Source organism: Pseudomonas sp. MF7453 (assembly GCF_016405455.1).
GTDB lineage: Bacteria > Pseudomonadota > Gammaproteobacteria > Pseudomonadales > Pseudomonadaceae > Aquipseudomonas > Aquipseudomonas paralactis.
The window spans coordinates 286049-311207 of the sequence record NZ_JAEKCN010000004.1 but is presented as its reverse complement, the minus strand read 5'-3'; the positions used below and the strand labels follow the sequence as shown (position 1 = coordinate 311207).

Genomic DNA, 25159 nt, shown 5'->3' with positions numbered 1-25159 from the left:
GGAGTGATCAGGGGGATCAAACCCTGAGGTCTTGGCCTTTTGCGTGGGTACGCAAGGAGGGTCACAGTAAAACGCGGCGCATTGTACACCGCTCGACAGCTTCGGCACGCCCCAACAGAGTGCACGCGACAAACTGTCAGCTAATCCTTACAGCCACAAACGGGTCAAGCGCATCGGGGTAGATGCGTAAACTTATCGTTACGTGGCGGAAACACTGCTTTACAGCCAGGTTTTTCGGACAGCCAACGGAAATTTGTCGGAAGGAAAATTCTGGATAATCGGTTCAGCCAATTTGCTGTTTTTTCTGAATAAAAAATAACCCACGAAAAACAGAAGAAAAAATCCAAATGAAACCGTGTCAATAAATTTTTTGCATTTTGAAACACTCTCTTCTAGGTTCTTTCCACTTGCCCGCGAAGCCCGGGGGCAAGCCGTTCTCAATCAACGTCCTCTAGGAGATACACCATGCAAGCACTGGAAAAAGACCTGGAAACCGAACTGCAACTCGACGATTGGTTTGAAGCGCCGACCCATGAGGCCGCCGTTGAAATGATGCAAGCCGATGCCGTTGTGCCTTTCGGCACCGCGATGTGGCCTTTCTAATACCCGGCAGGCATCCGGCAGGTGCTGTGCACGGCACCTGCCCCCTTACCCAAGGCACAGAAGGACACCCGTCATGGACAAGGCCCGCGCCGTCGAACACTTTCTCTACTACCTGGCTCACCACCCGGCCCTCCAGGGCCTGAGTCGCCCCACCGTGCTGCTGGGCCATACCGAGCGCTACGATGCCATCGCCCAGGCCATCACCCACGGCAGCGCCGCACGTTTCAACTTCCAGGTACAACGCCTGGATGTGGCCGCCAGTGACGCCCTGACCCAAGCCATTGAAGCCTGCGATCTGTATCTGTTTCTCTACGATTCCTCCACCCTGCCCAACCCGCGCGCCGAAGGCCCGGACTTTATTCGTGCCCTGCAAGGCGTGATGGCAGAACACTGGAAGAAATCCCTGCTGTTCAAGGATTACGGCGACTACTTCTACGACACCTTCAGCGTCGCACCGCAACGCATTGCCGACCTCAACGCCACGCTGATCCGTCGCATGTCCCAGGCCAACGTGCTGAGCTTTACCGACAAGCACGGTTCGCGCCTGGAAGCGCCGATGAGCAGCATCAAGAAGTGGACCAATATCAACGGCGTCGGCAACCACGACCTGGCGCCCGGCGAAATCGCCACCCACAGCGAAGCCATCAACGGCCAGGTGCGGTTTGTCGGCACCTTCCTCAGCACCATTCCGTTTGCGCGCAAATACGGCGTGCTGCAATCACCGCTGGAACTGTGGATAGAGAACTCGACCATTTGCAGCGTAGCCAGCGACGTGCCGGGGCTGGCGGATGACTTCAACAAGTATTTGAATGCCAACCCGTCCAATCGTCGCGTAGAGGAATTGGGGATTGGTACCAATGAAGGGGTCAAGGACCTGTATGCGCGCAATGCCGGGTTCGAGGAGCGCCATTGCGGCTTGCACCTGGGTTTGGGTGGCGGGCAGAAAGGCAGTCATCACCTGGACTTGATCTTTGCCAGTGGAGTGCTGGCGCTGGATGACAAGCCGGTGTTTGATGGCGCCTTTGCCTTTTAAAAGACCGTCAGACGTGTAGAGATCCCTGTGGGAGCTGGCTTGCCTGCGATAGCGGTGTGTCAGTCACCTTTTTACTAACTGACCCACCGCTATCGCGGGCAAGCCCGGCTCCCACAGTTGATTGTATTTCAAATGTAGATCGCAAAAAAAACGCCAACCCTAGGGTTGGCGTTTTTGTGCAGCGCTTAACGCATCACTGCGGCTTCTTGCGACCAAAACCAGGGCGCTGGCCGGAACCGGCCGGTGCGCCACGGCGCTTGCCCGACGGCTCATCGGCGACCAGTTTCGGGCCAGGGCGCTTGTTCGCCGCTGGCTTGGCTGGACGCTTGGTGCTGGCGTTATCGGCCGGGCGATCCTCACCACGGTTGCTGCGACCACCCGCCGGGGCAGGACGCGGCGTACGTGGCGCACGCTCACCTTCTTGACGCGATGGCGCGGTGGGGCGGCGCTCGCCTTCAATGTGCGGCTGACGCGAGATACGACCGCCGGTGGCCGGTGCATCCAGCGCAGGGCGCAGGGTGCGGGCAACACGTTCGGTACGTGGCACCGGGCGCGACGATTTGCGCTGCATACGCTCAAGCTTGTCTTTGCTCTTGGCGTTCATCTGCGGCATGGCAACCGGCGTCAGGCCCACTTCGGCGCTGAGGATGTCGACTTCGTACTGGCTCATTTCGCGCCAGCGGCCCATCGGCAGGTCGGAGTTCAGAAACACCGGGCCGAAACGCACGCGCTTGAGGCGGCTGACCACCAGGCCCTGGGACTCCCACAGGCGGCGCACTTCACGGTTACGGCCTTCCATCACCACGCAGTGGTACCAGTGGTTGAAACCTTCACCGCCTGGCGCCTGCTTGATGTCGGTGAACTTGGCCGGGCCGTCTTCCAGCACCACACCAGCCTTAAGGCGTTCGATCATCTCGTCATCGACTTCACCGCGTACACGCACGGCGTATTCACGGTCCATCTCGTAGGACGGGTGCATCAGGCGGTTGGCCAGTTCGCCGTCGGTGGTGAACATCAGCAAGCCGGTGGTGTTGATGTCCAGACGGCCGATGTTGATCCAGCGGCCTTCTTTGGGCTTGGGCATCTTGTCGAACACGGTCGGACGGCCTTCCGGGTCGTCACGGGTGCAGATCTCGCCATCGGGCTTGTTGTACATGATCACGCGGCGCACCGATTCGGCGGCCTCTTCACGCTTGATGACCTTGCCATCAATGGTGATTGCATCGTGCAGGTCGACGCGCTGGCCGAGGGTAGCCTCGACGCCGTTGACCTTGATGCGCTTCTGGGTGATCCAGGCTTCCACGTCGCGGCGCGAGCCCACGCCGATACGCGCCAGCACTTTTTGCAGCTTTTCGCCTGCTGGGCCGATTTCCTGGTCTTTCTGGTCTTGGTCATTCATCGTAAGCACCTCCCGGTGGGTCGATTCAGGCGTGGCCTGAGGGGTATTGAAAGCGGGGCCTTGGCCGAATAGGTCGGCAAGGGGTCGCGAATCATACGCGCATGGCGCGTGTTGCGCATCACAGACTAGTCGATAACGCCCAAGTCATTTGCTTTTCCGCCGACCGGTGGCGCCCAGGGCCAGTAATCGAAGCTGGGCTTCGGCCAGAACCGTGCGCTTGTCGGTTTTGTCGAGTTTCTTCCAGGCGCGGATCTCGCGCTTGCTGCGGCCGCAGCCGACGCAGATGTCGTCGCTGAACTTGCAAATGCTGATGCACGGGTCTTTCACGGCACTCATGGTCGATCCTCTGTGGGAGCTGGCTTGCCTGCGATGGCATCACCTCCTTGCATCTGAGAGACCGAGGCGTCTGCATCGCAGGCAAGCCAGCTCCCACATGGGTTCGGTCAGTCTTCGAGTAGGCGGCGTTCGTTTTCGATGGCTTCGGCCAGCGCCCGGGCTTCGTCTTCTTCGTCGCTCAGCGGCGGCTGTTCGAGGGCGGCGACGGCGGCCAGGAGCTTTTCCCGGGCCTGGGCCACGCCAAGCACATCGTCTTCGGCTTCGACCTCAGGCTCGGATTCAACGTTCACCTGGGTTTGCGGCTCAGCCGCGCCATCACGCAGCAAGTCGTCAAAGTCGGTTTTGATGCCCTGCTCCATGTCGTCCAGTTCCAACAACAGCGTATGGAAGCTGGTTTCGTCCTTGGGCTCCTCCGGCTCAGCGCTGGCATCGGCCAGTTCCTGCAGACTCTGCGGCACCGGCGCGTCGTCGAAATCGAGCACCGGCTCGGCCTCCATTTCGCGCAGTTCGGCCAGCGGCGGCAGGTCGTCGAGGTTCTTCAGGTTGAAATGATCGAGGAACACCTTGGTGGTGGCGAACATTGCCGGTTTGCCGGGCACGTCACGGTAACCAACGATGCGAATCCACTCGCGCTCCAGCAGGGTCTTGACGATATGGCTGTTGACCGCCACGCCACGTACGTCCTCGATTTCGCCCCGAGTGATGGGCTGGCGATAGGCGATCAGTGCCATGGTCTCCAGCATTGCCCGCGAATAACGCTGCGGGCGCTCTTCCCACAAGCGGCCCACCCAGGGCGAAAACTTTTCACGGATCTGCAGGCGATAACCCGACGCCACTTCGCGCAACTCAAAGGCACGGCCGTCGCAGGACTTGCGCAGGATCTCCAGCGCCTTCTTGAACACCGGCGGCTCCGGGCGTTCGGCTTCTTCAAAGAGTTCGAACAGGCGCTCCAAAGATTGCGGTTTACCCGAGGCCAGGAGAAAGGCCTCCAGCAAGGGTGCCAGTTCGCGGGGTTCAGTCAGATTCATCGATTCAGCTCGTTATTCGGCTCGCGCCCGCACGTGGATAGCCGCAAAAGGCTCATTCTGTACCAGCTCGACCAAGGATTCCTTGACCAGCTCAAGGATCGCCATAAAGGTCACCACCACTCCCAGTCGCCCTTCCTCGGCAGTGAACAGCTCGACAAACGGCACAAACCCACCGCCCTTGAGGCGCTCCAGCACATCGCTCATGCGCTCGCGGGTGGACAGCGCTTCACGGCTGACCTGGTGGCTCTCAAACATATCGCCACGGCGCAGCACCTCGGCCATGGACATCAGCAACTCTTCCAGGCTCACGTCCGGCAGCAACTTGCGCGCGCGCGCCTCGGGGGCGTCGAGCTTGGGCACCACTACATCACGGCCTACGCGACTCAAGCCGTCGATGCCTTCGGCGGCAGCCTTGAAGCGTTCATACTCCTGCAGGCGGCGGATCAGCTCGGCGCGTGGGTCATCCTCCTCGGCTTCGACCGTCTCCGAACGCGGCAACAACATGCGCGACTTGATCTCGGCGAGCATGGCGGCCATCACCAGGTACTCGGCGGCCAACTCCAGGCGCACCGACTGCATCAGCTCGACATAGCCCATGTATTGACGGGTGATTTCCGCCACCGGGATGTCGAGGATGTTGATGTTCTGCTTGCGGATCAGGTACAGCAGCAAGTCCAGCGGGCCTTCAAAGGCTTCAAGGAACACCTCCAGAGCGTCCGGCGGGATGTACAGGTCCAGGGGCATTTCCATGACCGCCTGGCCATACACCATGGCAAACGGCAGTTCCTGCTGGGCGCCGGCCTGGGGATCAGCGGTTTCCACGGCCGACATTCAGGCCTCGACCATAAATGGCGCCGGATCGCCACAGCCCACACGTACCACCTCTGGCTCGCCGTCGGCCAGGTTGATCACCGTCGAGGCTTTGTTGCCGCCGTAGCCGCCGTCGATGATCAGGTCGACGTGTTTTTCCAGCAAACGGCGCATTTCGTAAGGGTCGTACAAGGGTTCGGTTTCACCGGGCAGGATCAACGACACGCTCATCAGCGGCTCACCCAGCTCGGCCAACAGCGCCAGGGCGATCGGGTGTTCCGGCACGCGCAGACCGATGGTGCGCTTTTTCGGGTGCAGTAACAGGCGCGGTACTTCGCGGGTGGCATTGAGAATGAAGGTATAAGGCCCCGGCGTATGGGCCTTGAGCAGGCGGAACGTGCCGGTGTCGACCTTGGCGAACAGCCCGAGCTGGGACAAGTCGCTGCAAATCAGCGCGAAGTTGTGCTTGTCGTCCAGCTGGCGCAGGCGCCTTACACGTTCGACCGCGCCCTTGTCGCCGATCTGGCAACCGATAGCGTAGGACGAATCAGTCGGATAGATCACCACGCCGCCGGCACGGATGATCTCCACGGCCTGTTTGATCAGGCGCGCCTGAGGGTTTTCCGGATGAATCTGGAAGAATTGACTCACGTGCTCTACCTGTTCAGACGGTGGCAATAATGGGGTCATGCTTGAATCGCCCCCACAACAGCGGCAGATCTTCCGGGACCTGGCGATACTCGCCAATCTCGGACCAGCCGCCTGGGCCATGAAAGTCACTGCCGGCACTGACCAGCAGACCAAATTCGCGGGCAAGGATCGCCAGGCTGCCGACCTGTTCCGCCGGTTGATGCCCGTTGACCACCTCGATCGCGTGGCCACCCGCACCAATATAGTCGCTGATCAGCTTGCGGCGCTTGCTGCGGGTGAAATCGTAATGCCAGGGATGCGCCAGGCTGACCCACGCCCCGGAAGCCCGCAGGGTCTGGACGGTGTCTTCCAGGGTCGGCCAATGCAGCTTCACATCGCCCAACTTGCCGGCCCCCAGCCATTTGCGAAAGGCCTCGGCGCGATCCTTGACATAGCCTTCGCGCACCATCCAGTCGGCAAAATGAGGACGGGCCGGTGCGTTGCCGCTGTCGCCCAGCTCCTGCTGGATGGCGCGGGCGCCGTCGAGGGCGCCAGGCATACCTTTAAGGCTCAGCTTGCGGCTTATTTCTTCGGACCGCAGCCAGCGGCCATCGTGCAATTGGGCAATGGCCGCCACTAACGGCGGGGCATTTTGATCGAAACCGTAGCCCAGTACATGAATGGTGGCGCCGCCCCAAGTGCAGGACAATTCCACGCCGTTGACCAGTTGCATGCCCAAAGAATGCGCCGCTTGGCGGGCTTCATCGAGGCCCTCAAGGGTGTCGTGGTCGGTCAACGCCAGCACTTGCACGCCTTTTTCAAACGCACGCGCAACCAGTACCGCGGGCGCCAGGGCGCCGTCGGAGGCCGTGCTGTGGCAGTGCAAATCAACATTCACGTGGGTATGTAACCTCAAGTCAGCTGGCGCTATCGCAACCAAGGATGTTTGTTATTATGCCGCCACATCCAGCTTCTGGCTCTTACTGTGAAACAATTCATCGACTTCATCCCGCTGTTGCTGTTTTTCATCGTTACCAAACTCGACCCCAGGGTCATCGAAATCGCCGGTCACGAGCTGTCGTTCGGGGGCATCTACAGTGCCACCGCCGTACTGATCATCAGCTCCATCGTGGTCTACGGCGCCATCTTCATCTCCCAGCGCAAGCTGGAAAAAAGCCAATGGCTGACCCTCATCGCCTGCCTGGTCTTCGGCGGCCTGACTCTGGCCTTCCACAGCGAAACCTTCCTTAAATGGAAAGCGCCGGTGGTCAACTGGCTGTTCGCCCTGGTCTTTATCGGCAGCCACTTCATTGGTGACCGCCTGCTGATCAAGCGGATCATGGGCCATGCGCTGACCTTGCCGGAGCCGGTGTGGGTGCGCCTGAACGTGGCCTGGATCGTGTTTTTCCTGTTCTGCGGTGCCGCCAACCTGTTCGTGGCCTTCACCTTCCAGGACTACTGGGTCGACTTCAAGGTGTTCGGCAGCCTGGGCATGACCGTATTGTTCCTGATCGGCCAGGGCATCTACCTGTCGCGCCACCTGCATGACACCGCGTCTACCACGCCGAAAACCGAGGACTGACATGCTCTACGCCATCATTGCCACCGATATTGCCAACTCGCTGGAAAAACGCTTGAGCGTACGCCCGGCCCACGTCGAGCGCCTTAAACAGCTGCAGGCCGAAGGCCGCATCGTACTGGCCGGCCCGCACCCGGCGGTCGACAGCAATGACCCGGGCGACGCCGGCTTCACCGGCAGCCTGATTGTCGCCGAGTTCGCCTCCCTGGCCGACGCCGAGGCCTGGGCCAAGGCTGACCCTTACGTCGCGGCAGGCGTCTACGCTGATGTGGTGATCAAGCCGTTCAAGCAAGTCCTGCCTTGAACCCGGCTGCGTCGAACCTAATCGTTTCGGCGCACTCCTAATGGCTCACGGCGTCACCGGTGGGGTCGTCGCCGTCGACAATGGCTAAATCGAGTGAGTCATGAGCGAGCTGTTACTGATAGATGATGACCAGGAGCTCTGTGAGCTGCTGACCAGCTGGTTGAGCCAGGAAGGCTTCCAGGTGCGCGCCTGCCACGACGGCCTGAGCGCCCGCAAAGCCTTGACCGAAGCCGCCCCGGCGGCGGTGGTGCTCGATGTGATGCTGCCCGACGGCAGCGGCCTGGAGTTGCTCAAACAACTGCGCAACGACCACCCGGAGTTGCCGGTGCTGATGCTCTCGGCGCGGGGCGAGCCTCTGGATCGCATCCTCGGCCTGGAACTGGGCGCCGACGACTACCTCGCCAAGCCTTGCGACCCACGCGAGCTGACCGCCCGCCTGCGTGCCGTATTGCGCCGCAGCCATCCTACCGCCGTGTCGACTCAGCTTGAGCTGGGCGACCTGTGCTTCAGCCCGGTGCGCGGGGTGGTCAGCATTGATGAGCAGGAATTCACCCTGACCGTTTCCGAAAGCCGCCTGCTTGAAGCCTTGCTGCGTCAGCCCGGCGAGCCCCTGGATAAACAGGAACTGGCGCAGATCGCCCTGGGCCGCAAGCTGACCCTATATGACCGCAGCCTGGACATGCACGTCAGCAACCTGCGCAAGAAGATCGGCCCACACCCGGATGGGCGGCCACGCATCGTGGCGCTGCGTAGTCGTGGCTACTACTACAGCCTCTAAATGTGGGAGCTGGCTTGCCAGCTCCCACCATTGATTTCATCACCTTCAAGGGTTTTGTCAGTTCCTGTCAAAACCGTCTTTACCGAAGCTTTACTCTCCCCTGACCGCCGCTGACCTTGCGCTGCGTAACCTACTCACATCCGGACTCACCGGAATAGAGACAGGAGAATCACCATGCGCAAGACCCTTATCGCTTTGATGCTCGCCGCTGCACTGCCTACCGTCGCCATGGCCATGCCCGAAGGCCCGGGCCCGATGGGCGGCCACGAAGGCCACATGATGGGTGGCCCAGGCCACGGTGAACACGGTCCGCGTGGTAAAGGTGGCCCGTTCAGCCAGTTGGACTTGAGCAAGGAACAGCGTGAGCAGATCCGCAAGCTGATGGGTGAGCAATGGCACGCTCGCAAAGACCTGACCCAAAAGTACCTGGACAAACTGCCGGCCGCTGACCAGAAAGCCATGCAGGACGAGATCGCCGCCGGCAAGCAGAAAACCCAGGCGGGTATCCGTGCCGTGCTCAAGCCCGACCAGCAGAAGCAATACGACGAGATCGTCAAAAAGCAGGCCGAGCGCCGCGCCGAGTGGAAGCAATTCCAGGAATGGAAAGCCCAGCAAGCGCAAAAAGCGCAATAATACGAGCGTAATGCCTACGGCCCAGTGGTTCGCACCACTGGGCTTTTCCTGTTTGGGGGTTTCCTGTGCGTTCATTGTTCTGGCGTATCCTGGCGAGTTTCTGGCTGGCCATCGCCCTGGTTGGCGGGTTGTCGATTTTGCTTGGGCATATGCTCAACCAGGACGCCTGGATTCTGAGCCGCCACCCTGGCCTCAACAACCTGGCCCAAGAGTGGACGCAGCTCTACGAAACCCAGGGTGAAGACGCTGCCCAGGACTTGTTGCAGCAGCGCAAACGCCAATACCACATCGACGTGCAAGTGCTTAACGAAAGCGGCGACCCAGTGGTACGCGGCACCTTCCCGCGCCGCGCCGCGGCCTTTGAAGCCCGGCAGAACGACAGCCAGGACGGCCACCTGCCGTGGCGACGCCTGACCGCCGAGTACACCAGCGACAAAACCGGCGACACTTACCTGTTGATCTACCGCATTCCCCACCCGGAGCTGGAAGCCTGGCACCGCAGCAGCCTGCTGTGGCCGCTCAGTGCCCTGGCGATTACCCTGGTGGTGCTGACCCTGTTCAGCCTGCTGGTGACCTTGTCCATTACTCGCCCGCTCAGTCGTTTGCGCGGCGCGGTGCATGACCTGGGGCAAACCACCTATCAACAAAACAGCCTGGCGCAACTGGCCAACCGGCGCGACGAATTCGGTGTCTTGGCTAACGACTTCAACCGCATGGGCGCGCGCCTGCAAAGCCTGATCGGGAGCCAGCGCCAATTGCTGCGTGACGTGTCCCATGAACTGCGCTCGCCGCTGGCGCGCTTGCGCATCGCCCTGGCCCTGGCCGAGCGCGCCAGCCCCGAAGAGCGGGAAAAACTCTGGCCGCGCCTGACCCGCGAATGCGATCGCCTGGAAGCCTTGATCAGCGAAATCCTCGTACTGGCGCGAGTCGACGCCGACAATGCCAGCGCCGAAGATATCGACCTCAACCCGTTGCTCAAGGCTCTGCAAAAGGACGCCCAACTCGGCGCGCCGGAGCAAGTGGTGCACCTCACCACCGACGCCGACCTGCGCCTCAAGGGCTGGCCAACCATGATCGAGCGCGCCGTGGATAACCTGCTGCGCAATGCCCAACGCTTTAACCCCACCGGCCAACCGATTCAATTGCAGGCCCAGCATCAAAACGGGCGCATTCTGATCAGCGTACGTGACCACGGCCCCGGCGTTGAACCCGAGCACCTGGGCCAACTGGGCGAACCGTTCTACCGGGCCCCGGGCCAGACCGCACAAGGCCATGGCCTGGGCCTGGCCATTGCCCGTCGCGCCGCCGAGCGCCATGGCGGCACCCTGATCCTGGCCAACCATCCCGATGGCGGCTTTATCGCCAGCATCGAATTGCCCTTGATCCCTGGGGTTGCCACACCGGTGGGATGATCTTCTATAGTGGCCCTTCTCTTACGGAGGGCCTTTGATGACTGACCTGCTGACTCCCATCCAAGCCGCACTCGATTTACCCCCTACCGCGCTGTCCCAAACCAGCGTCGGCGCCCTGCCCTCGGCCTTCGCCGTAACCGACCTGGCCGTCGCCAGCATCGGCGCCGCCGGCCAGGCTGTGGCCCAGTTGATCCAGCAACAGACCGGGCGCCTGCCCAGTGTCAGCGTGGATCGGCGTCTGGCCTCCTTTTGGTTCGCTTCGTCGATTCGCCCGGTGGGTTGGCAAGTGCCGCCGCTGTGGGACCCGGTGGCCGGTGACTACGCCAGTGCCGATGGCTGGATTCGCTTGCATACCAACGCCCCCCATCACCGCGCAGCAGCCGAGCGGGTATTGGGGCCTGCCGCTGATCGCGCAGCAATGGCGAGTAGAGTCGCGACCTGGAAAGCTGCCGAACTGGAACAGGCGGTGGTCGATGCGGGCGGTTGTGCAGCGCAAACGCGTAGCTGGCAAGCCTGGCAGCAGCATCCCCAAGGCTTGGCGGTAAACGCCGAGGCGTTGATCCAGCGTCAGGTCTTCGAACCCGGCACCGACAAACCCTGGCTCGGCTCAGCCGCTCGCCCACTGGCCGGCATCAAAGTGCTGGATTTGACCCGGGTGCTGGCCGGCCCTGTGGCCAGTCGTTTCCTCGCCGGCTTGGGTGCCGACGTACTGCGTATTGACTCGCCCACCTGGAACGAACCCGGCGTGATCCCGGAAATGACCCTGGGCAAACGCTGCGCCCGCCTTGATTTAAAGAGCCGCGAAGGCCGACAGGTATTCGAAGCGTTGCTCAAGGACGCCGACATCCTGTTCCACGGCTACCGCGCCGATGCCCTGGAACAACTGGGTTATACCCTTGGCGAACGGCAGCACATCGCCCCCGGCCTGATCGACGTCAGCCTCAACGCCTACGGCTGGAGCGGCCCATGGCGTAATCGTCGTGGCTTTGACAGCCTGGTGCAGATGAGCAGCGGGATTGCCGAGGCCGGCATGGCCTGGAAACAGACGGATAAACCGCTGCCGCTGCCGGTGCAGGCGCTGGATCACGCCACCGGCTACTTGATGGCCGCCAGTGCGATCCGGGCGTTGGCCGAGCGCCTGAACTCCGGACGCGGCGGGTCGGCGCGTTTGTCGTTGGCACACACGGCGAAGTTGCTGGTGGAAGCCGGGCAAGTGCCACAGCAAGCGGCATTGCGTGAGGAAGACATCAATGACCAAGGCCTGGTCGTGGAGCAGACAGCCTGGGGCCAGGCCCATCGGCTACTGGCGCCACTGAGCATCAGTGGCACGCCGTTGCAGTGGGATTTGCCGGCGGTGGAGTTAGGGTCACACCGACCTCAGTGGTGACCTGGGCACCGCTATCGCAGGCAAGCCAGCTCCCACAGGATCAAACAACACGGTCCACTGTGGGAGCCGGGCTTGCCCGCGATGGGGCCATCACCGTCGCTATCAATCCCCGCGGTTTAACGACGTCCACAAATGCTGCGCCGCATACGCCCTCAACGGCCGCCACGCCTCGGCCCGCGCCAGTAACTGCCGCGCCGACACCGGCCCACCTTCCAAGGCTGCCAAAGCATTGATCAGCCCGATATCCCCCGGCGCGAACGCATCCGCCTCGCGCAACTGGCGCATGGCGATGTACTGCGCGGTCCACTCTCCAATCCCCGGCAATGCCACCAACCGTGCAACGCCGTCCTGGAGGCTGGCCTTGGGTTCGAAAAGCTGAGGATCATCCAACAGCGCCTGAGCCACACCAGACAAAGTACGGCCCCGCGCCTTGGGCATGCCCAGGGTAGCCAGGTCCGCCGCAGCCAACACTTCAGGTGCCGGGAACAGGTGGGTGATACCGGCGTGCGGGCTTGGAAGCGTCTGGCCATACTGCGCCACCAGCTTGCCCGCCAGGCGAATCGCCGCCACCACGGTGATCTGCTGGCCCAGCACCGCACGAATCGCCAGTTCCAACCCGTCCCAGGTGCCTGGCAAACGCAGGCCAGGGCGGGCCGCAACCAGTTGCGCCATCAGGGGGTCCTGCGCCAATTGCGCGTTGATCACCTCAGGCACGGCGTCCAGATCAAACATCCTGCGCAAGCGCCGCTCGATCTCAGGCATAGCGGCAGGCTCGGGAAAGTCGACCGTCACCTCCAGCCAATCCCCCGCGCCCGGTTCGACGCTGACCCAGCCATGTCGGCCCGCCACACTGATACTGCGCCGATACACGCCGGCGACCACGGTTTCCAACCCGGTAATCGCCCGCGCCGATAGGAAGCCCAGCATCGCCGCCCAGTCGTAGGGCGGTTGATACGCCAATCTCACAGTGACAATACCCCGCTATACAGCCCATACGCGGCTAACCCGGCGCCCGCGATCACGCCGCTGAAAATGCCTTTTTCCACGGTGGTAAACAAGGGTTGGCCCTGCTCGCGCTTGGCCAGGGCAAACAGGATCACACCCGGGGCGTACAGCAACGCCGACAGCAGCAAGTACTTCAAGCCCCCCGCATACAGCAGCCAGATCGCATAACCGAGGGCAACCAGCCCCACCAGCAGATCTTTCATGCGCCGGCGCTGCCAGCCTGCATAGGTTTCGCCGCGCGCGCTCAACAGCACCGCATAGGCCGCCGACCACAGATAAGGCACCAGGATCATCGAGGACGCCAGGTAGATCAGGGTGGTGTAGGTGCTGGCTGAAAACAGCGTGATCACCAAAAATGCCTGGATCATCACGTTGGTCAGCCATAAGGCATTGACCGGCACCTGATTGGCGTTTTCCTTCTTCAGGAACGCCGGCATGGTCTTGTCATGGGCCGTGGCATAGAGGATTTCCGCGCACAGCAGCGCCCAGGACAGCAACGCGCCGAGCAGCGAAACCGCCAGGCCGATACTGATCAATACCGCGCCCCAAGGCCCGACGATATGCTCCAACACACCGGCCAGGGACGGGTTCTGCAATTGCGCCAGCTCCGGCTGGCTCATGATGCCCAGGGACAGCACATTCACCAGCACCAGCAAGGCCAGCACGCCCACGAAACCAATTACCGTGGCGCGCCCCACGTCCGAGCGTTTCTGCGCCCGCGCCGAATACACACTGGCGCCTTCGATCCCGATAAACACAAACACCGTGACCAGCATCATGTGGCGCACCTGCTCGACCACGCTGCCCATCTGTGGGTTACCCAGGCCCCAGATATCGCGAGTGAAAATATCCGCCTTGAACGCAACGGCGGCGATCACGATAAACATCAGCAACGGCACGATCTTCGCCACCGTCGTCACTTGGTTGATAAACGCTGCCTCTTTGATCCCGCGCATCACCAGAAAATGCACGGCCCACAGCAACAGCGACGCGCAGCCGATGGCGAGCGGTGTATTGCCCTGGCCGAACGCCGGAAAAAAGTAGCCGAGGGTGCTGAACAGCAAGACGAAATAACCGACGTTGCCCATCCACGCACTGATCCAGTAACCCCAAGCGGACGAAAAACCCATGTAGTCGCCGAAACCCGCCTTGGCGTAGGCATACACCCCGGAATCCAGCTCGGGCTTACGGTTCGCCAACGTCTGGAACACAAAGGCCAGGGTCAACATGCCGATGGCGGTGATCGCCCAGCCGATCAATATGGCCCCCACTTCGGCACGGGCAGCCATGTTCTGCGGCAATGAAAAGATGCCGCCGCCAATCATCGAGCCCACCACCAGGGCGATCAGGGCACTGAGCCGAAGTTTCTGGGCGGGTTGGGTCATGCAGGTTCCTCGAAATAAACGGTCGGGCGACAACTGCGCACACAAGTAATTCAGATTAATGACGTTGTCATAACATAAGGATATGTAAAGACACGAAGTTTAGGCTTATTTAGAATTTAAATACGTCAATTATGAAGTGATCGTCAAACAACGTACAAAAAATTTGCACATCCGCAAATAAGAACTAGCGTCAACACCCATGCCCTCGACCAAATGATTAACCACAAAGCAAAGAGCGCTCTAGCAAGCGCCTTTGCGGGACGTGTTCGCCCGTAAAACCTCACCCTAAGTCGTTAATTCACAATGGAATGTGCCAATGAAGTGATCTGAGTCAGCTGTTTGATTAGCGCACGGAATTATTCTGTGGTCTCTCTTCTCCTGCATTGGAGTCATGCAATGTCTGAAACTCCCGGAAAACTTCGATTAGGCGCCCTGGTCGCACTTGTCGTCGGTTCGATGATTGGCGGCGGCATCTTTTCATTGCCGCAAAACATGGCCGCCAGCGCCGATGTCGGTGCGGTGTTGATTGGCTGGGTGATTACCGCCATCGGCATGTTGACCCTCGCCTTCGTGTTCCAGACCCTCGCCAACCGCAAGCCCGACCTCGACGGCGGGGTATACGCCTACGCCAAGGCCGGTTTCGGCGACTACATGGGTTTTTCATCTGCCTGGGGTTACTGGATCAGCGCCTGGCTGGGCAACGTCGGCTACTTCGTGTTGCTGTTCAGCACCTTGGGCTACTTCTTCCCGGTGTTTGGCGAGGGCAACACGCCGACGGCGGTGATCGCGGCGTCAGTGCTGTTGTGGGCCGTGCATTTTCTGGTGCTGCGCGGGATCAAGGAAGCCGCGTTCATCAACCTGGTAACCACTGTCGCCAAGGTGGTGCCGCTGTTGCTGTTCGTGCTCATCGCACTGTTCGCGTTCAAGCTGGACATCTTCACCGCTGACATCTGGGGCGTGAAAAACCCCGACCTGGGCAGCGTGATGAACCAGGTGCGCAACATGATGCTGGTCACCGTGTGGGTGTTTATCGGCATCGAAGGCGCGAGCATCTTCTCGTCCCGTGCCGAAAAACGCAGCGACGTGGGCAAAGCCACCGTGATCGGCTTTATCACCGTGCTGCTGTTCCTGATGCTGGTGAACGTGCTGTCCCTGGGGATCATGACCCAACCGGAACTGGCCAAGTTGCAGAACCCGTCGATGGCCGCCGTGCTGGAGCATGTGGTGGGTCACTGGGGGGCGGTGCTGATCAGCGTCGGCTTGATTATCTCGTTGCTCGGCGCGCTGCTGTCGTGGGTGCTGCTGTGTGCGGAGATCATGTTCGCCGCCGCCAAGGACCACACCATGCCGGAGTTCCTGCGCAAGGAAAACGCCAACCATGTGCCGGTCAACGCGCTGTGGCTGACCAACGCAATGGTGCAGATATTCCTGGTGATCACGCTGTTTTCCGCCAGCACCTACCTGTCGCTGATCTACCTCGCCACCTCAATGATCCTGGTGCCTTACCTGTGGTCGGCGGCCTACGCCCTGCTGCTGGCGGTGCGCGGCGAGACCTACGAGAACGCCCTCAAGGAGCGCAAGAAAGACCTGTTCATCGGCGCCATCGCCCTGCTCTACGCGATCTGGCTGCTCTACGCCGGCGGCACCAAGTACCTGCTGCTCTCCGCCCTGCTCTACGCCCCCGGCGCGATCCTGTTCGCCAAGGCCAAGCGTGAACTGGGTAAACCGATTTTCACCAACGTCGAGAAGCTGATTTTCGCCGCAGTGGTCATTGGCGCCCTGGTGGCGGCCTATGGGCTCTACGACGGCTTCCTGACTCTGTAATTGTGTGTTCACTGGAGGATCTGTAATGACCACGGAAAAAGTTAAGTACGGCGTACATTCCGAAGCCGGCAAACTGCGCAAAGTCATGGTGTGCTCCCCAGGTTTGGCCCACCAGCGGCTGACCCCCAACAACTGCGACGAGCTGCTGTTCGATGACGTGCTGTGGGTGGCCCAGGCCAAGCGCGACCATTTCGACTTCGTGACCAAGATGCGCGAGCGGGATATTGATGTGCTGGAAATGCACAACCTGCTCACCGACATCGTCGCCATCCCTGAAGCGTTGGACTGGATTCTGCAACGCAAGATCACCGCCAACACCGTGGGCCTGGGCCTGGTCGATGAAGTCGGTTCGTGGCTGCGCAGCCTGGAGCCGCGCAAGATCAGCGAGTTTTTGATCGGTGGCGTATCGGCCGATGACCTGCCGAGCAGCTTTGGTGGCAAGACCATCGAAATGTTCCGCGACTTCCTCGGCCACGCCAGCTTCATTCTGCCGCCGCTGCCCAACACCCAATTCACCCGCGACACCACCTGCTGGATCTACGGCGGCGTGACGCTCAACCCGATGTACTGGCCGGCGCGACGCCAGGAAACCCTGCTGACCAGCGCCATTTATAAATTCCACCCGGAGTTCACCAACGCGGACTTCCAGATCTGGTACGGCGATCCCGACCAGGAACACGGCGCCGCGACGCTGGAAGGCGGCGACGTGATGCCGATTGGCAATGGCGTGGTGTTGATCGGCATGGGTGAGCGCTCGTCCCACCAGGCCATCGGCCAACTGGCGCGCAACCTGTTCAAGAACAAGGCCGTGGAAAAAGTCATTGTGGCCGGCCTGCCCAAATCCCGCGCCGCAATGCACCTGGATACCGTGTTCAGCTTCTGCGACCGCGACCTGGTCACCGTCTTCCCCGAAGTGGTCAACCAGATCGTGCCGTTCACCCTGCGCCCTGACGAAAGCAAGCCACACGGCATCGACATCCAACGGGAGAAAACCAACTTCCTGGAAACCGTCGCCGCAGCGCTCAATCTCAAGGCGCTACGTGTCGTCGAGACCGGCGGCAACAGCTTCGCTGCCGAACGCGAGCAATGGGATGACGGCAACAACGTGGTGGCTGTGGAACCCGGCGTGGTGATCGGCTACGACCGCAACACCTATACCAATACCCTGCTGCGCAAGGCCGGTGTGGAAGTGATCACCATCAGCGCCGGTGAGCTCGGCCGAGGCCGTGGCGGCGGCCATTGCATGACCTGCCCGATCATCCGCGACCCTATCGACTATTAAGGAGATTCCATCATGGCTTTCAATATGCGCAACCGCAGCCTGCTGTCGCTGATGCACCACACCACTCGCGAGCTGAATTACCTGCTGGACCTGTCCCGCGACCTCAAACGCGCCAAATACACCGGCACCGAGCGTCCGCACCTGCAAGGCAAGAACATCGCACTGATCTTCGAAAAAACCTCGACCCGCACTCGCTGCGCCTTCGAAGTCGCGGCCCATGACCAGGGTGCCCACGTCACTTACATCGACCCGGTGTCGTCGCAGATCGGCCACAAAGAAAGCATGAAAGACACCGCCCGCGTACTGGGCCGGATGTTCGATGCCATCGAGTACCGTGGTTTTGAGCAGGAAATCGTCGAAGAGCTGGCCAAGTTTGCCGGTGTGCCGGTGTTCAACGGCCTCACCGCCGAATTCCACCCGACCCAAATGATCGCCGACACCCTGACCATGCGCGAACACAGCGACAAGCCGCTGCATGACATCAGCTACGCCTACCTCGGGGACGCCCGCTACAACATGGGCAACTCGCTGCTGATGATCGGCGCCAAGCTGGGCATGGACGTGCGCATCGGCGCGCCGAAAGCGCTGTGGCCCCATGAAGACTTCATCAAGCAGTGCCAGGCATTTGCCGAGGAAAGCGGTGCACGCATCACCATCACCGAAGACCCGAAAGAGGCAGTCAAAGGCGTGGACTTCATCCACACCGATATCTGGGTGTCCATGGGCGAGCCGGTGGAAGCGTGGGACGAGCGTATCGAGCAACTGCTGCCGTACCAGGTCAACGCCAAGATGATGAAAGCCTCGGGCAACCCTCGGGTGAAATTCATGCATTGCCTGCCAGCGTTCCACAACAGTGAAACCAAGGTCGGCAAGGACATCGCTGCGCGCTATCCGCACCTGGCCAACGGTGTGGAAGTGACCGAGGAAGTCTTCGAGTCGCCGGCCAACATCGCCTTTGAGCAGGCGGAAAACCGCATGCATACCATCAAGGCGATTCTGGTGTCGGCGTTGGCAGACATTTAATTTCCACGGTGTGAACACCGTCAGTGTGGGAGCTGGCTTGCCTGCGATAGCGGTGGGTCTGGCAACAGCAGGTCGCCTGCCAGGCCCTCATCGCAGGCAAGCCAGCTCCCACATTGACCGAAGTGTTCATGCGTTCCCTGAAAGGACATTCTGTATGCGCATCGTCGTAGCCCTGGGCGGCAACGCCCTCCTGCGTCGTGGTGAACCCATGACCGCAGACAACCAACGCGCCAATATCCGCATCGCCACCGAACAGATCGCCAAAATCCACGCCGGCAACGAACTGGTGATCGCCCACGGCAACGGCCCGCAGGTCGGCCTGCTGTCGTTGCAGGCGGCGGCCTACACCAGCGTCTCGCCCTACCCGCTGGATGTGTTGGGTGCCGAAACCGAAGGCATGATCGGCTATATCATCGAACAGGAACTGGGCAACCTGCTGGATTTTGAAGTGCCATTCGCCACCCTGCTCACCCAGGTCGAAGTCGACGCCAAGGACCCGGCCTTCCAGAACCCCACCAAGCCTATCGGCCCGGTATATGCCAAAGCCGAAGCCGAGAAACTCGCCGCCGAAAAAGGTTGGGCCATCGCGCCCGACGGCGACAAATACCGCCGTGTAGTCGCCAGCCCGCGCCCCAAACGCATCTTTGAAATCCGCCCGATCAAATGGCTGCTGGAGAAAAAAGCCATCGTGATCTGCGCCGGCGGTGGCGGCATCCCGACGATGTATGGCGAAGACGGCAAGCTGCGCGGCATTGAAGCGGTGATCGACAAAGACTTGTGCTCCTCCTTGCTGGCCACGCAACTGGAGGCCGATTTGCTGGTGATCGCCACCGACGTCAACGCCGCCTTTATCGACTTCGGCAAGCCCACCCAAAAGGCCATCGGCCAGGCCCACCCCGACGATATGGAAAAACTCGGCTTCGCCGCCGGCTCCATGGGGCCCAAGGTCCAGGCCGCCTGCGAGTTCGCCCGCCAGACTGGCAAAACCGCCGTGATCGGTTCACTCTCGGACATCGAAGCCATCGTCCAGGGCAGCGCCGGCACCCGCATCAGCACGGCAAAACCTGGCATCACCTACCTGTGAAGTTGAGGAGAAACGCCTATGGCTATCTTTGAACCCGGTCACCTGCATATCGAGCGACACGCGCTGAACAAGGACGATGTCAGCTATGACCTGTGCCTGGACTACGAAGTCTTCACGCATGAGCGCGAAGGCAAAGGCATGCAGTTCACCCTGCACGGCAGCATCCAGGGCAAGGCCATGAAGGAAACCTTTTTCCTGCCCAAGGACCAGGCCTACAACTTCGCCAGCAATGTGACCAAGATTGTCGAAAAACATGGCATTCCCAAAACCCATAGCAGCGTCGGCTCGCAGCACAAGCACTACGATCTGATGTTCGAGGATGTGCGCAAGCAGTTGGATATGAAATCCGGCGACCCGGTCAAACCCGAACACCTGGAATAACCTGCCCCCCAATCGAATGTGGGAGCTGGCTTGCCTGCTCCCACATTTTGATCTCCACCGGCTCCAAGGCATACTGGCCACCCTCAGCACTCCAGAATCAAGATCCGCCCCATGCGTATCCACGTCAGCTTCATCGACCGCGTCGGCATCACCCAGGAAGTCCTGGCCTTGCTCGGTGGGCGCAATCTCAACCTGGATGCGGTGGAGATGGTGCCGCCCAACGTCTATATCGACGCCCCCACCCTGAGCGCCGAGGTGCTTGAAGAATTGCGCGACGCGTTGTTCAGCGTGCACGGCGTGCAAGCGGTAAAGGTGGTCGACATCCTTCCGGGCCAGCGCCGCCACTTGCAACTCGACGCCCTGCTGGCGGCCATGACCGACCCGGTGCTGGCCCTGGACAGCGCGGGCAAGATCCTGCTGGCCAACCCGGCATTGATCGCGCTGTACGGGCGCGAACCGGCCGGCGAAAGCATCGCCGAACTGTTCAACGACCCGGCGCTGCTGGAGACCTTGCTGGAGCATGGCTTTCGCTTGCCGTTGCGCGAGATCAGCGTCAATGGTCAGACCCTGCTGCTGGACGCCACGCCGATCACCGACGCCGGCGCCCTGCTCACCCTCTACCAACCCAATCGCATCGGCGAACAGCTTTCGGCGCTGCACCATGACCATGCCGAAGGTTTTGATGCGCTGCTGGGTGAATCCCCGGCGATCCGCACCCTCAAGGCGCGGGCGCAACGGGTGGCGGCCTTGGATGCACCGCTGCTGATTCAGGGCGAAACCGGTACCGGCAAGGAGCTGGTGGCCCGCGCCTGCCACGCCATCAGCACGCGCCACAGTGCGCCGTTTTTGGCGTTGAACTGCGCGGCACTCCCGGAAAACCTCGCCGAAAGCGAGTTGTTCGGTTACGCCCCGGGCGCCTTCACCGGCGCCCAGCGCGGTGGCAAGCCAGGGCTGATGGAACTGGCCAACCAGGGCACGGTGTTTCTCGATGAGATCGGTGAAATGTCGCCGTACCTGCAAGCCAAGTTGCTGCGTTTTCTCAATGATGGCAGCTTTCGCCGGGTGGGCGGTGACCGCGAGGTGAAGGTCAATGTGCGCATCCTCAGCGCCACCCACCGCGACCTGGAAAAAATGGTCAGCGAGGGCACCTTTCGCGAAGACCTGTTCTACCGCCTCAACGTGCTTAACGTTGAAGTGCCGCCGCTGCGCGAACGCGGCCAGGACATCCTGCTGCTGGCCCGCTATTTCATGCAGCAAGCCTGCGCGCAGATCCAGCGCCCGGTCTGCCGCCTGGCGCCCGGCACCTACCCAGCGCTGCTGGGCAACCGCTGGCCGGGCAATGTGCGCCAGCTGCAAAACGTGATCTTCCGCGCCGCCGCCATCTGCGAAGGCAGCCTGGTAGACATCGGCGACCTGGACATCGCCGGTACGTCGGTGGCGCGCCAAAGCGATGGCGAAGTCGACAGCCTGGAACAGGCAGTGGAAGACTTTGAGCGCGATCTGCTGGAAAAGCTTTACACCAGCTACCCCTCAACCCGCCAGCTCGCCAGCCGTCTGCAAACCTCCCATACCGCGATTGCCCATCGCCTGCGCAAATACGGCATTCCCAACAAACCCTGACGGAATAAACGCGGTTCAACTGTGGGAGCTGGCTCCCACAGAGACCGCATTACAGATTTGGTCTGAGAACGACATCCAGTGTACTGAAAGCGCTACAGCGTAACGATATCGCTACAACCCTGTTTTTTGCGCGCCATGCAAGGCTTTGATCCGCATAGGCTTTTTTTCACGCACCGGACTGTAGCGAAATCGCTACAGCGTACTCAGCCAACCTTCTCTCTAAATTTATTAACCTGTTGATCTATAACGACTTAATAACCTTGGCCGCAATATTGCTAAGCAACTCCTCATTATTCCAATCCCGTCCACCAGACGATTCTGGCCCTGAGGAGTTTCCATGAGCGAGTTGCGTTTCACTGAAGATCACGAATGGCTGCGCGCCGAAGCCGATGGCAGCGTCACCGTGGGTATCACCGCTTTTGCGCAGAACGCGCTGGGTGACGTGGTTTTCGTGCAACTGCCGGAGTTGCAGGCTTACGACAAAGGCGCCGAAGCCTCCACCGTGGAATCGGTCAAAGCCGCCAGTGGCGTCTACATGCCGCTGGACGGTGAAGTGCTGGAAGTGAACGACAAACTCGATGGCAGCCCGGAACTGGTCAACGAAGACCCAATGGGCGAAGGCTGGTTCTTCCGCTTTAAACCCGCCGACGCCGATGCAGTGGCTAAGCTGTTGGATCAGGATGCGTACGACCGCCTGATCAAAGCCAACGCTGAAGCTTGAGGAGCGCGCCATGACCGCTAATCTGACCACCGCCAACGAATTCATCGCCCGCCACATCGGCCCGCGCCAGCAAGATGAGCAGCAGATGCTCGCCAGCCTGGGGTTTGATTCCCTCGAAGCCCTGAGCGCCAGCGTAATTCCGGAAAGCATCAAGGGCACCAGCGTGCTCGGCCTGGAAGACGGCTTGAGTGAAGCCGAGGCCCTGGCCAAGATCAAGGCCATTGCCGGCCAGAACCAACTGTTCAAAACCTACATCGGCCAGGGCTACTACAACTGCCATACGCCGTCGCCGATCCTGCGCAACCTGCTGGAAAACCCGGCCTGGTACACGGCTTACACGCCGTATCAACCCGAGATTTCCCAGGGCCGCCTGGAAGCGCTGCTCAATTTCCAGACCCTGATCAGCGACCTTACCGGCCTGCCGATCGCCAACGCCTCCCTGCTCGACGAAGCCACCGCCGCCGCCGAAGCCATGACCTTCTGCAAGCGCCTGAGCAAGAACAAGAGCAGCAACGCATTCTTCGCTTCGGTGCACAGCCACCCGCAAACCCTCGACGTATTGCGCACCCGTGCCGAACCCTTGGGCATCGATGTGGTGGTCGGCGATGAGCGTGAACTGACCGACGTCAGCGCGTTCTTCGGTGCCCTGCTGCAATACCCGGCCAGCAACGGCGATGTATTCGATTACCGCGAGCTGACCGAGCGCTTCCACGCTGCCAACGCCCTGGTCGCCGTAGCCGCCGACCTGCTGGCCCTGACCCTGCTGACTCCGCCCGGTGAGTTCGGCGCCGACGTCGCCATTGGCAGCGCACAACGCTTCGGCGTGCCGCTGGGCTTTGGTGGCCCGCACGCGGCGTACTTCTCCACCAAGGATGCGTTCAAGCGCGACATGCCAGGCCGTCTGGTCGGTGTTTCCGTCGACCGCTTCGGCAAGCCGGCCCTGCGCCTGGCCATGCAGACTCGCGAGCAACATATCCGCCGCGAGAAAGCCACCAGCAACATCTGCACCGCCCAAGTGCTGCTGGCCAACATCGCCAGCATGTACGCCGTGTACCACGGCCCCAAGGGCCTGACCCAGATCGCCCAGCGCATTCACCAGCTGACCGCGATCCTGGCCAAGGGCTTGACGGCCCTGGGCTTGAAAGTCGAACAGCAACACTTCTTCGACACCCTGACAATCCACACCGGCGCCCACACCGCAGCCCTGCACGACAAGGCCCGCGCCCAGCGCATCAACTTGCGCGTGGTGGATGGCGAACGCGTTGGCCTGTCGGTCGACGAAACCACCACCCAGGCCGATATCCAAGCCTTGTGGGCCATCTTCGCCGACGGCAAAACCCTGCCAGCCTTTGCTGCAACCGAAAGCACGCTGCCGAACGCATTGCTGCGCCAGTCGCCGATCCTCAGCCACCCGGTGTTCAACCGCTATCACTCGGAAACCGAGCTGATGCGCTACCTGCGCAAGCTGGCCGACAAGGACCTGGCCCTGGACCGCACCATGATCCCGCTGGGCTCGTGCACCATGAAGCTCAACGCCGCCAGCGAAATGATCCCGGTGACCTGGGCCGAGTTCGGCGCCCTGCACCCATTCGCCCCCGCCGCGCAAAGCGCCGGCTACCTGCAACTGACCACCGAACTGGAAGCCATGCTCTGCGCGGCCACCGGTTACGACGCGATCTCCCTGCAACCCAACGCCGGTTCCCAGGGTGAGTACGCAGGCCTCTTGGCCATCCGTGCCTATCACCAGAGCCGTGGCGAAGAACGTCGCGACATCTGCCTGATCCCGTCGTCGGCCCACGGCACCAACCCCGCCACTGCCAACATGGCCGGTATGCGTGTGGTGGTGACCGCTTGCGATGCGCGCGGCAACGTCGATATCGAAGACCTGCGCGCCAAGGCCATCGAGCACCGCGAGCACCTCGCGGCGCTGATGATCACCTACCCGTCCACCCACGGCGTGTTCGAGGAAGGTATCCGCGAAATCTGCGGCATCATTCATGACAACGGCGGCCAGGTGTACATCGACGGCGCCAATATGAACGCGATGGTCGGCCTGTGCGCACCGGGCAAGTTCGGCGGCGACGTGTCCCACCTGAACCTGCACAAGACCTTCTGCATTCCCCACGGCGGTGGCGGCCCGGGCGTTGGCCCGATTGGCGTCAAGTCGCACCTCACGCCGTTCCTGCCCGGCCACGCCGCCATGGAACGCAAGGAGGGCGCGGTGTGCGCCGCGCCGTTCGGCAGCGCGAGCATTTTGCCGATCACCTGGATGTACATCAGCATGATGGGCGGCGCCGGCCTCAAGCGTGCGTCGCAGTTGGCGATCCTGAATGCCAACTACATTTCCCGTCGCCTGGAAGAGCACTACCCGGTGCTGTACACCGGCAGCAATGGCCTGGTGGCCCACGAATGCATCCTGGACCTGCGCCCGTTGAAAGACAGCAGCGGCATCAGCGTGGACGACGTGGCCAAGCGCCTGATCGACTTTGGTTTCCACGCGCCGACCATGTCGTTCCCGGTGGCCGGCACCTTGATGATCGAGCCGACCGAAAGTGAATCCAAGGAAGAACTGGACCGCTTCTGCGATGCCATGATCGCCATCCGCGAAGAGATCCGTGCAGTGGAAAACGGCACGTTGGACAAGGACGACAACCCGCTGAAAAACGCACCACACACCGCGGCTGAATTGGTGAGCGAGTGGACGCATCCATACACCCGCGAACAAGCGGTGTACCCGGTGCCGTCATTGATCGAAGGCAAATACTGGCCACCGGTTGGCCGGGTCGACAACGTGTTTGGCGATCGCAACCTCGTCTGCGCGTGCCCGTCGATCGAGAGCTACGCGTAATAATGCCCTGCTTGTAGGAGCGAGCTTGCTCGCGAAGAACCTGAGATCGCCGCT

At 61.3% G+C, this 25159-nt stretch carries 24 protein-coding genes; 16 read left to right on the top strand and 8 right to left on the bottom strand.

The genetic code is table 11. The features are described from left to right. The first annotated feature begins 465 nt into the window (after positions 1-465). On the top strand, positions 466-603 hold the full coding sequence (locus tag JFT63_RS09190) for a hypothetical protein (RefSeq protein WP_003237751.1): 138 nt from the start codon (positions 466-468) through the stop codon (positions 601-603). A gap of 73 nt (positions 604-676) precedes the next feature. After that, the gene (locus JFT63_RS09185) at positions 677-1636 is read left to right on the top strand and encodes a hypothetical protein (protein WP_057704262.1); all 960 of its coding nucleotides are present in this window, start codon (positions 677-679) and stop codon (positions 1634-1636) included. Between the two features lie 193 nt (positions 1637-1829). Here the strand turns inward: JFT63_RS09185 and rluB are convergent, their stop codons facing one another. From rluB to JFT63_RS09155, 6 genes are all read right to left on the bottom strand, one after another. Next, the gene (gene rluB / locus JFT63_RS09180) at positions 1830-3035 is read right to left on the bottom strand and encodes a 23S rRNA pseudouridine(2605) synthase RluB (protein ID WP_038451308.1); all 1206 of its coding nucleotides are present in this window, start codon (positions 3033-3035) and stop codon (positions 1830-1832) included. A gap of 144 nt (positions 3036-3179) precedes the next feature. After that, positions 3180-3371 (bottom strand): DUF1289 domain-containing protein, encoded by a 192-nt coding sequence (locus JFT63_RS09175; protein WP_057704263.1) that lies wholly within the window; start codon positions 3369-3371, stop codon positions 3180-3182. 107 nt (positions 3372-3478) lie between these two features. Then, a complete protein-coding gene (scpB, locus tag JFT63_RS09170; RefSeq protein ID WP_057704264.1) occupies positions 3479-4399 on the bottom strand; it encodes an SMC-Scp complex subunit ScpB in 921 nt (306 codons plus the stop codon). A gap of 12 nt (positions 4400-4411) precedes the next feature. Next, the gene (locus tag JFT63_RS09165) at positions 4412-5110 is read right to left on the bottom strand and encodes a segregation and condensation protein A (RefSeq protein WP_164365898.1); all 699 of its coding nucleotides are present in this window, start codon (positions 5108-5110) and stop codon (positions 4412-4414) included. 120 nt (positions 5111-5230) lie between these two features. Continuing rightward, a complete protein-coding gene (locus JFT63_RS09160; RefSeq protein WP_003193796.1) occupies positions 5231-5860 on the bottom strand; it encodes an L-threonylcarbamoyladenylate synthase in 630 nt (209 codons plus the stop codon). 13 nt (positions 5861-5873) lie between these two features. Next, complete coding sequence (locus tag JFT63_RS09155; RefSeq protein WP_057704265.1) at positions 5874-6737, bottom strand: PHP domain-containing protein; 864 nt, start codon at positions 6735-6737, stop codon at positions 5874-5876. Between the two features lie 87 nt (positions 6738-6824). Here JFT63_RS09155 and JFT63_RS09150 point away from each other — a divergent pair, with 87 nt between their 5' ends. The 6 genes from JFT63_RS09150 to JFT63_RS09125 all read left to right on the top strand — a co-directional run bounded on the left by JFT63_RS09150 (position 6825) and on the right by JFT63_RS09125 (position 11932). After that, positions 6825-7421, top strand: a complete 597-nt coding sequence (locus tag JFT63_RS09150; protein ID WP_014719685.1) for a septation protein A — start codon at positions 6825-6827, stop codon at positions 7419-7421. A 1-nt stretch (position 7422) separates the two neighbouring features. After that, the gene (locus JFT63_RS09145; RefSeq protein WP_014719686.1) at positions 7423-7722 is read left to right on the top strand and encodes a YciI family protein; all 300 of its coding nucleotides are present in this window, start codon (positions 7423-7425) and stop codon (positions 7720-7722) included. A 100-nt stretch (positions 7723-7822) separates the two neighbouring features. Next, positions 7823-8500, top strand: coding sequence for a response regulator transcription factor (locus JFT63_RS09140; protein WP_057704268.1), 678 nt, complete (start codon positions 7823-7825; stop codon positions 8498-8500). Between the two features lie 174 nt (positions 8501-8674). Continuing rightward, complete coding sequence (locus tag JFT63_RS09135; RefSeq protein WP_057704269.1) at positions 8675-9133, top strand: LTXXQ domain protein; 459 nt, start codon at positions 8675-8677, stop codon at positions 9131-9133. A gap of 65 nt (positions 9134-9198) precedes the next feature. After that, the gene (locus tag JFT63_RS09130) at positions 9199-10545 is read left to right on the top strand and encodes a sensor histidine kinase (protein WP_057704270.1); all 1347 of its coding nucleotides are present in this window, start codon (positions 9199-9201) and stop codon (positions 10543-10545) included. A gap of 37 nt (positions 10546-10582) precedes the next feature. Next, positions 10583-11932: a CoA transferase gene (locus JFT63_RS09125; RefSeq protein ID WP_198843816.1), complete on the top strand. Its 1350-nt coding sequence runs from the start codon at positions 10583-10585 to the stop codon at positions 11930-11932. 102 nt (positions 11933-12034) lie between these two features. Here the strand turns inward: JFT63_RS09125 and JFT63_RS09120 are convergent, their stop codons facing one another. Together JFT63_RS09120 and arcD (JFT63_RS09115) are read right to left on the bottom strand one after the other, a co-directional pair. Next, complete coding sequence (locus JFT63_RS09120) at positions 12035-12898, bottom strand: DNA-3-methyladenine glycosylase family protein (RefSeq protein ID WP_057704272.1); 864 nt, start codon at positions 12896-12898, stop codon at positions 12035-12037. Beyond that, positions 12895-14322, bottom strand: a complete 1428-nt coding sequence (gene arcD / locus JFT63_RS09115) for an arginine-ornithine antiporter (protein WP_198843815.1) — start codon at positions 14320-14322, stop codon at positions 12895-12897. Before arcD (JFT63_RS09115) ends, JFT63_RS09120 begins: the two co-directional genes overlap by 4 nt. Before the next feature lie 396 nt (positions 14323-14718). Between arcD (JFT63_RS09115) and arcD (JFT63_RS09110) the strand changes: the two genes are divergently transcribed. From arcD (JFT63_RS09110) to gcvP, 8 genes are all read left to right on the top strand, one after another. Continuing rightward, positions 14719-16146, top strand: a complete 1428-nt coding sequence (gene arcD / locus JFT63_RS09110; protein ID WP_198843814.1) for an arginine-ornithine antiporter — start codon at positions 14719-14721, stop codon at positions 16144-16146. Positions 16147-16171: 25 nt separating this feature from the next. Then, positions 16172-17428, top strand: coding sequence for an arginine deiminase (gene arcA / locus JFT63_RS09105; RefSeq protein ID WP_057704275.1), 1257 nt, complete (start codon positions 16172-16174; stop codon positions 17426-17428). 12 nt (positions 17429-17440) lie between these two features. After that, on the top strand, positions 17441-18451 hold the full coding sequence (locus JFT63_RS09100) for an ornithine carbamoyltransferase (RefSeq protein ID WP_005790837.1): 1011 nt from the start codon (positions 17441-17443) through the stop codon (positions 18449-18451). 154 nt (positions 18452-18605) lie between these two features. Beyond that, positions 18606-19535: a carbamate kinase gene (gene arcC / locus JFT63_RS09095; RefSeq protein ID WP_019819394.1), complete on the top strand. Its 930-nt coding sequence runs from the start codon at positions 18606-18608 to the stop codon at positions 19533-19535. Positions 19536-19553: 18 nt separating this feature from the next. Continuing rightward, a complete protein-coding gene (locus JFT63_RS09090; RefSeq protein ID WP_057704277.1) occupies positions 19554-19916 on the top strand; it encodes a DUF5064 family protein in 363 nt (120 codons plus the stop codon). A gap of 111 nt (positions 19917-20027) precedes the next feature. After that, positions 20028-21536 carry a sigma-54-dependent transcriptional regulator gene (locus JFT63_RS09085; RefSeq protein WP_057704278.1) on the top strand — a complete coding sequence of 503 codons (1509 nt, stop codon included), beginning with the start codon at positions 20028-20030 and terminating at the stop codon, positions 21534-21536. A gap of 337 nt (positions 21537-21873) precedes the next feature. Beyond that, a complete protein-coding gene (gcvH, locus tag JFT63_RS09080; protein ID WP_005790845.1) occupies positions 21874-22257 on the top strand; it encodes a glycine cleavage system protein GcvH in 384 nt (127 codons plus the stop codon). A 10-nt stretch (positions 22258-22267) separates the two neighbouring features. Beyond that, positions 22268-25105, top strand: a complete 2838-nt coding sequence (gene gcvP / locus JFT63_RS09075; protein ID WP_198843813.1) for an aminomethyl-transferring glycine dehydrogenase — start codon at positions 22268-22270, stop codon at positions 25103-25105. Positions 25106-25159: the final 54 nt, after the last annotated feature.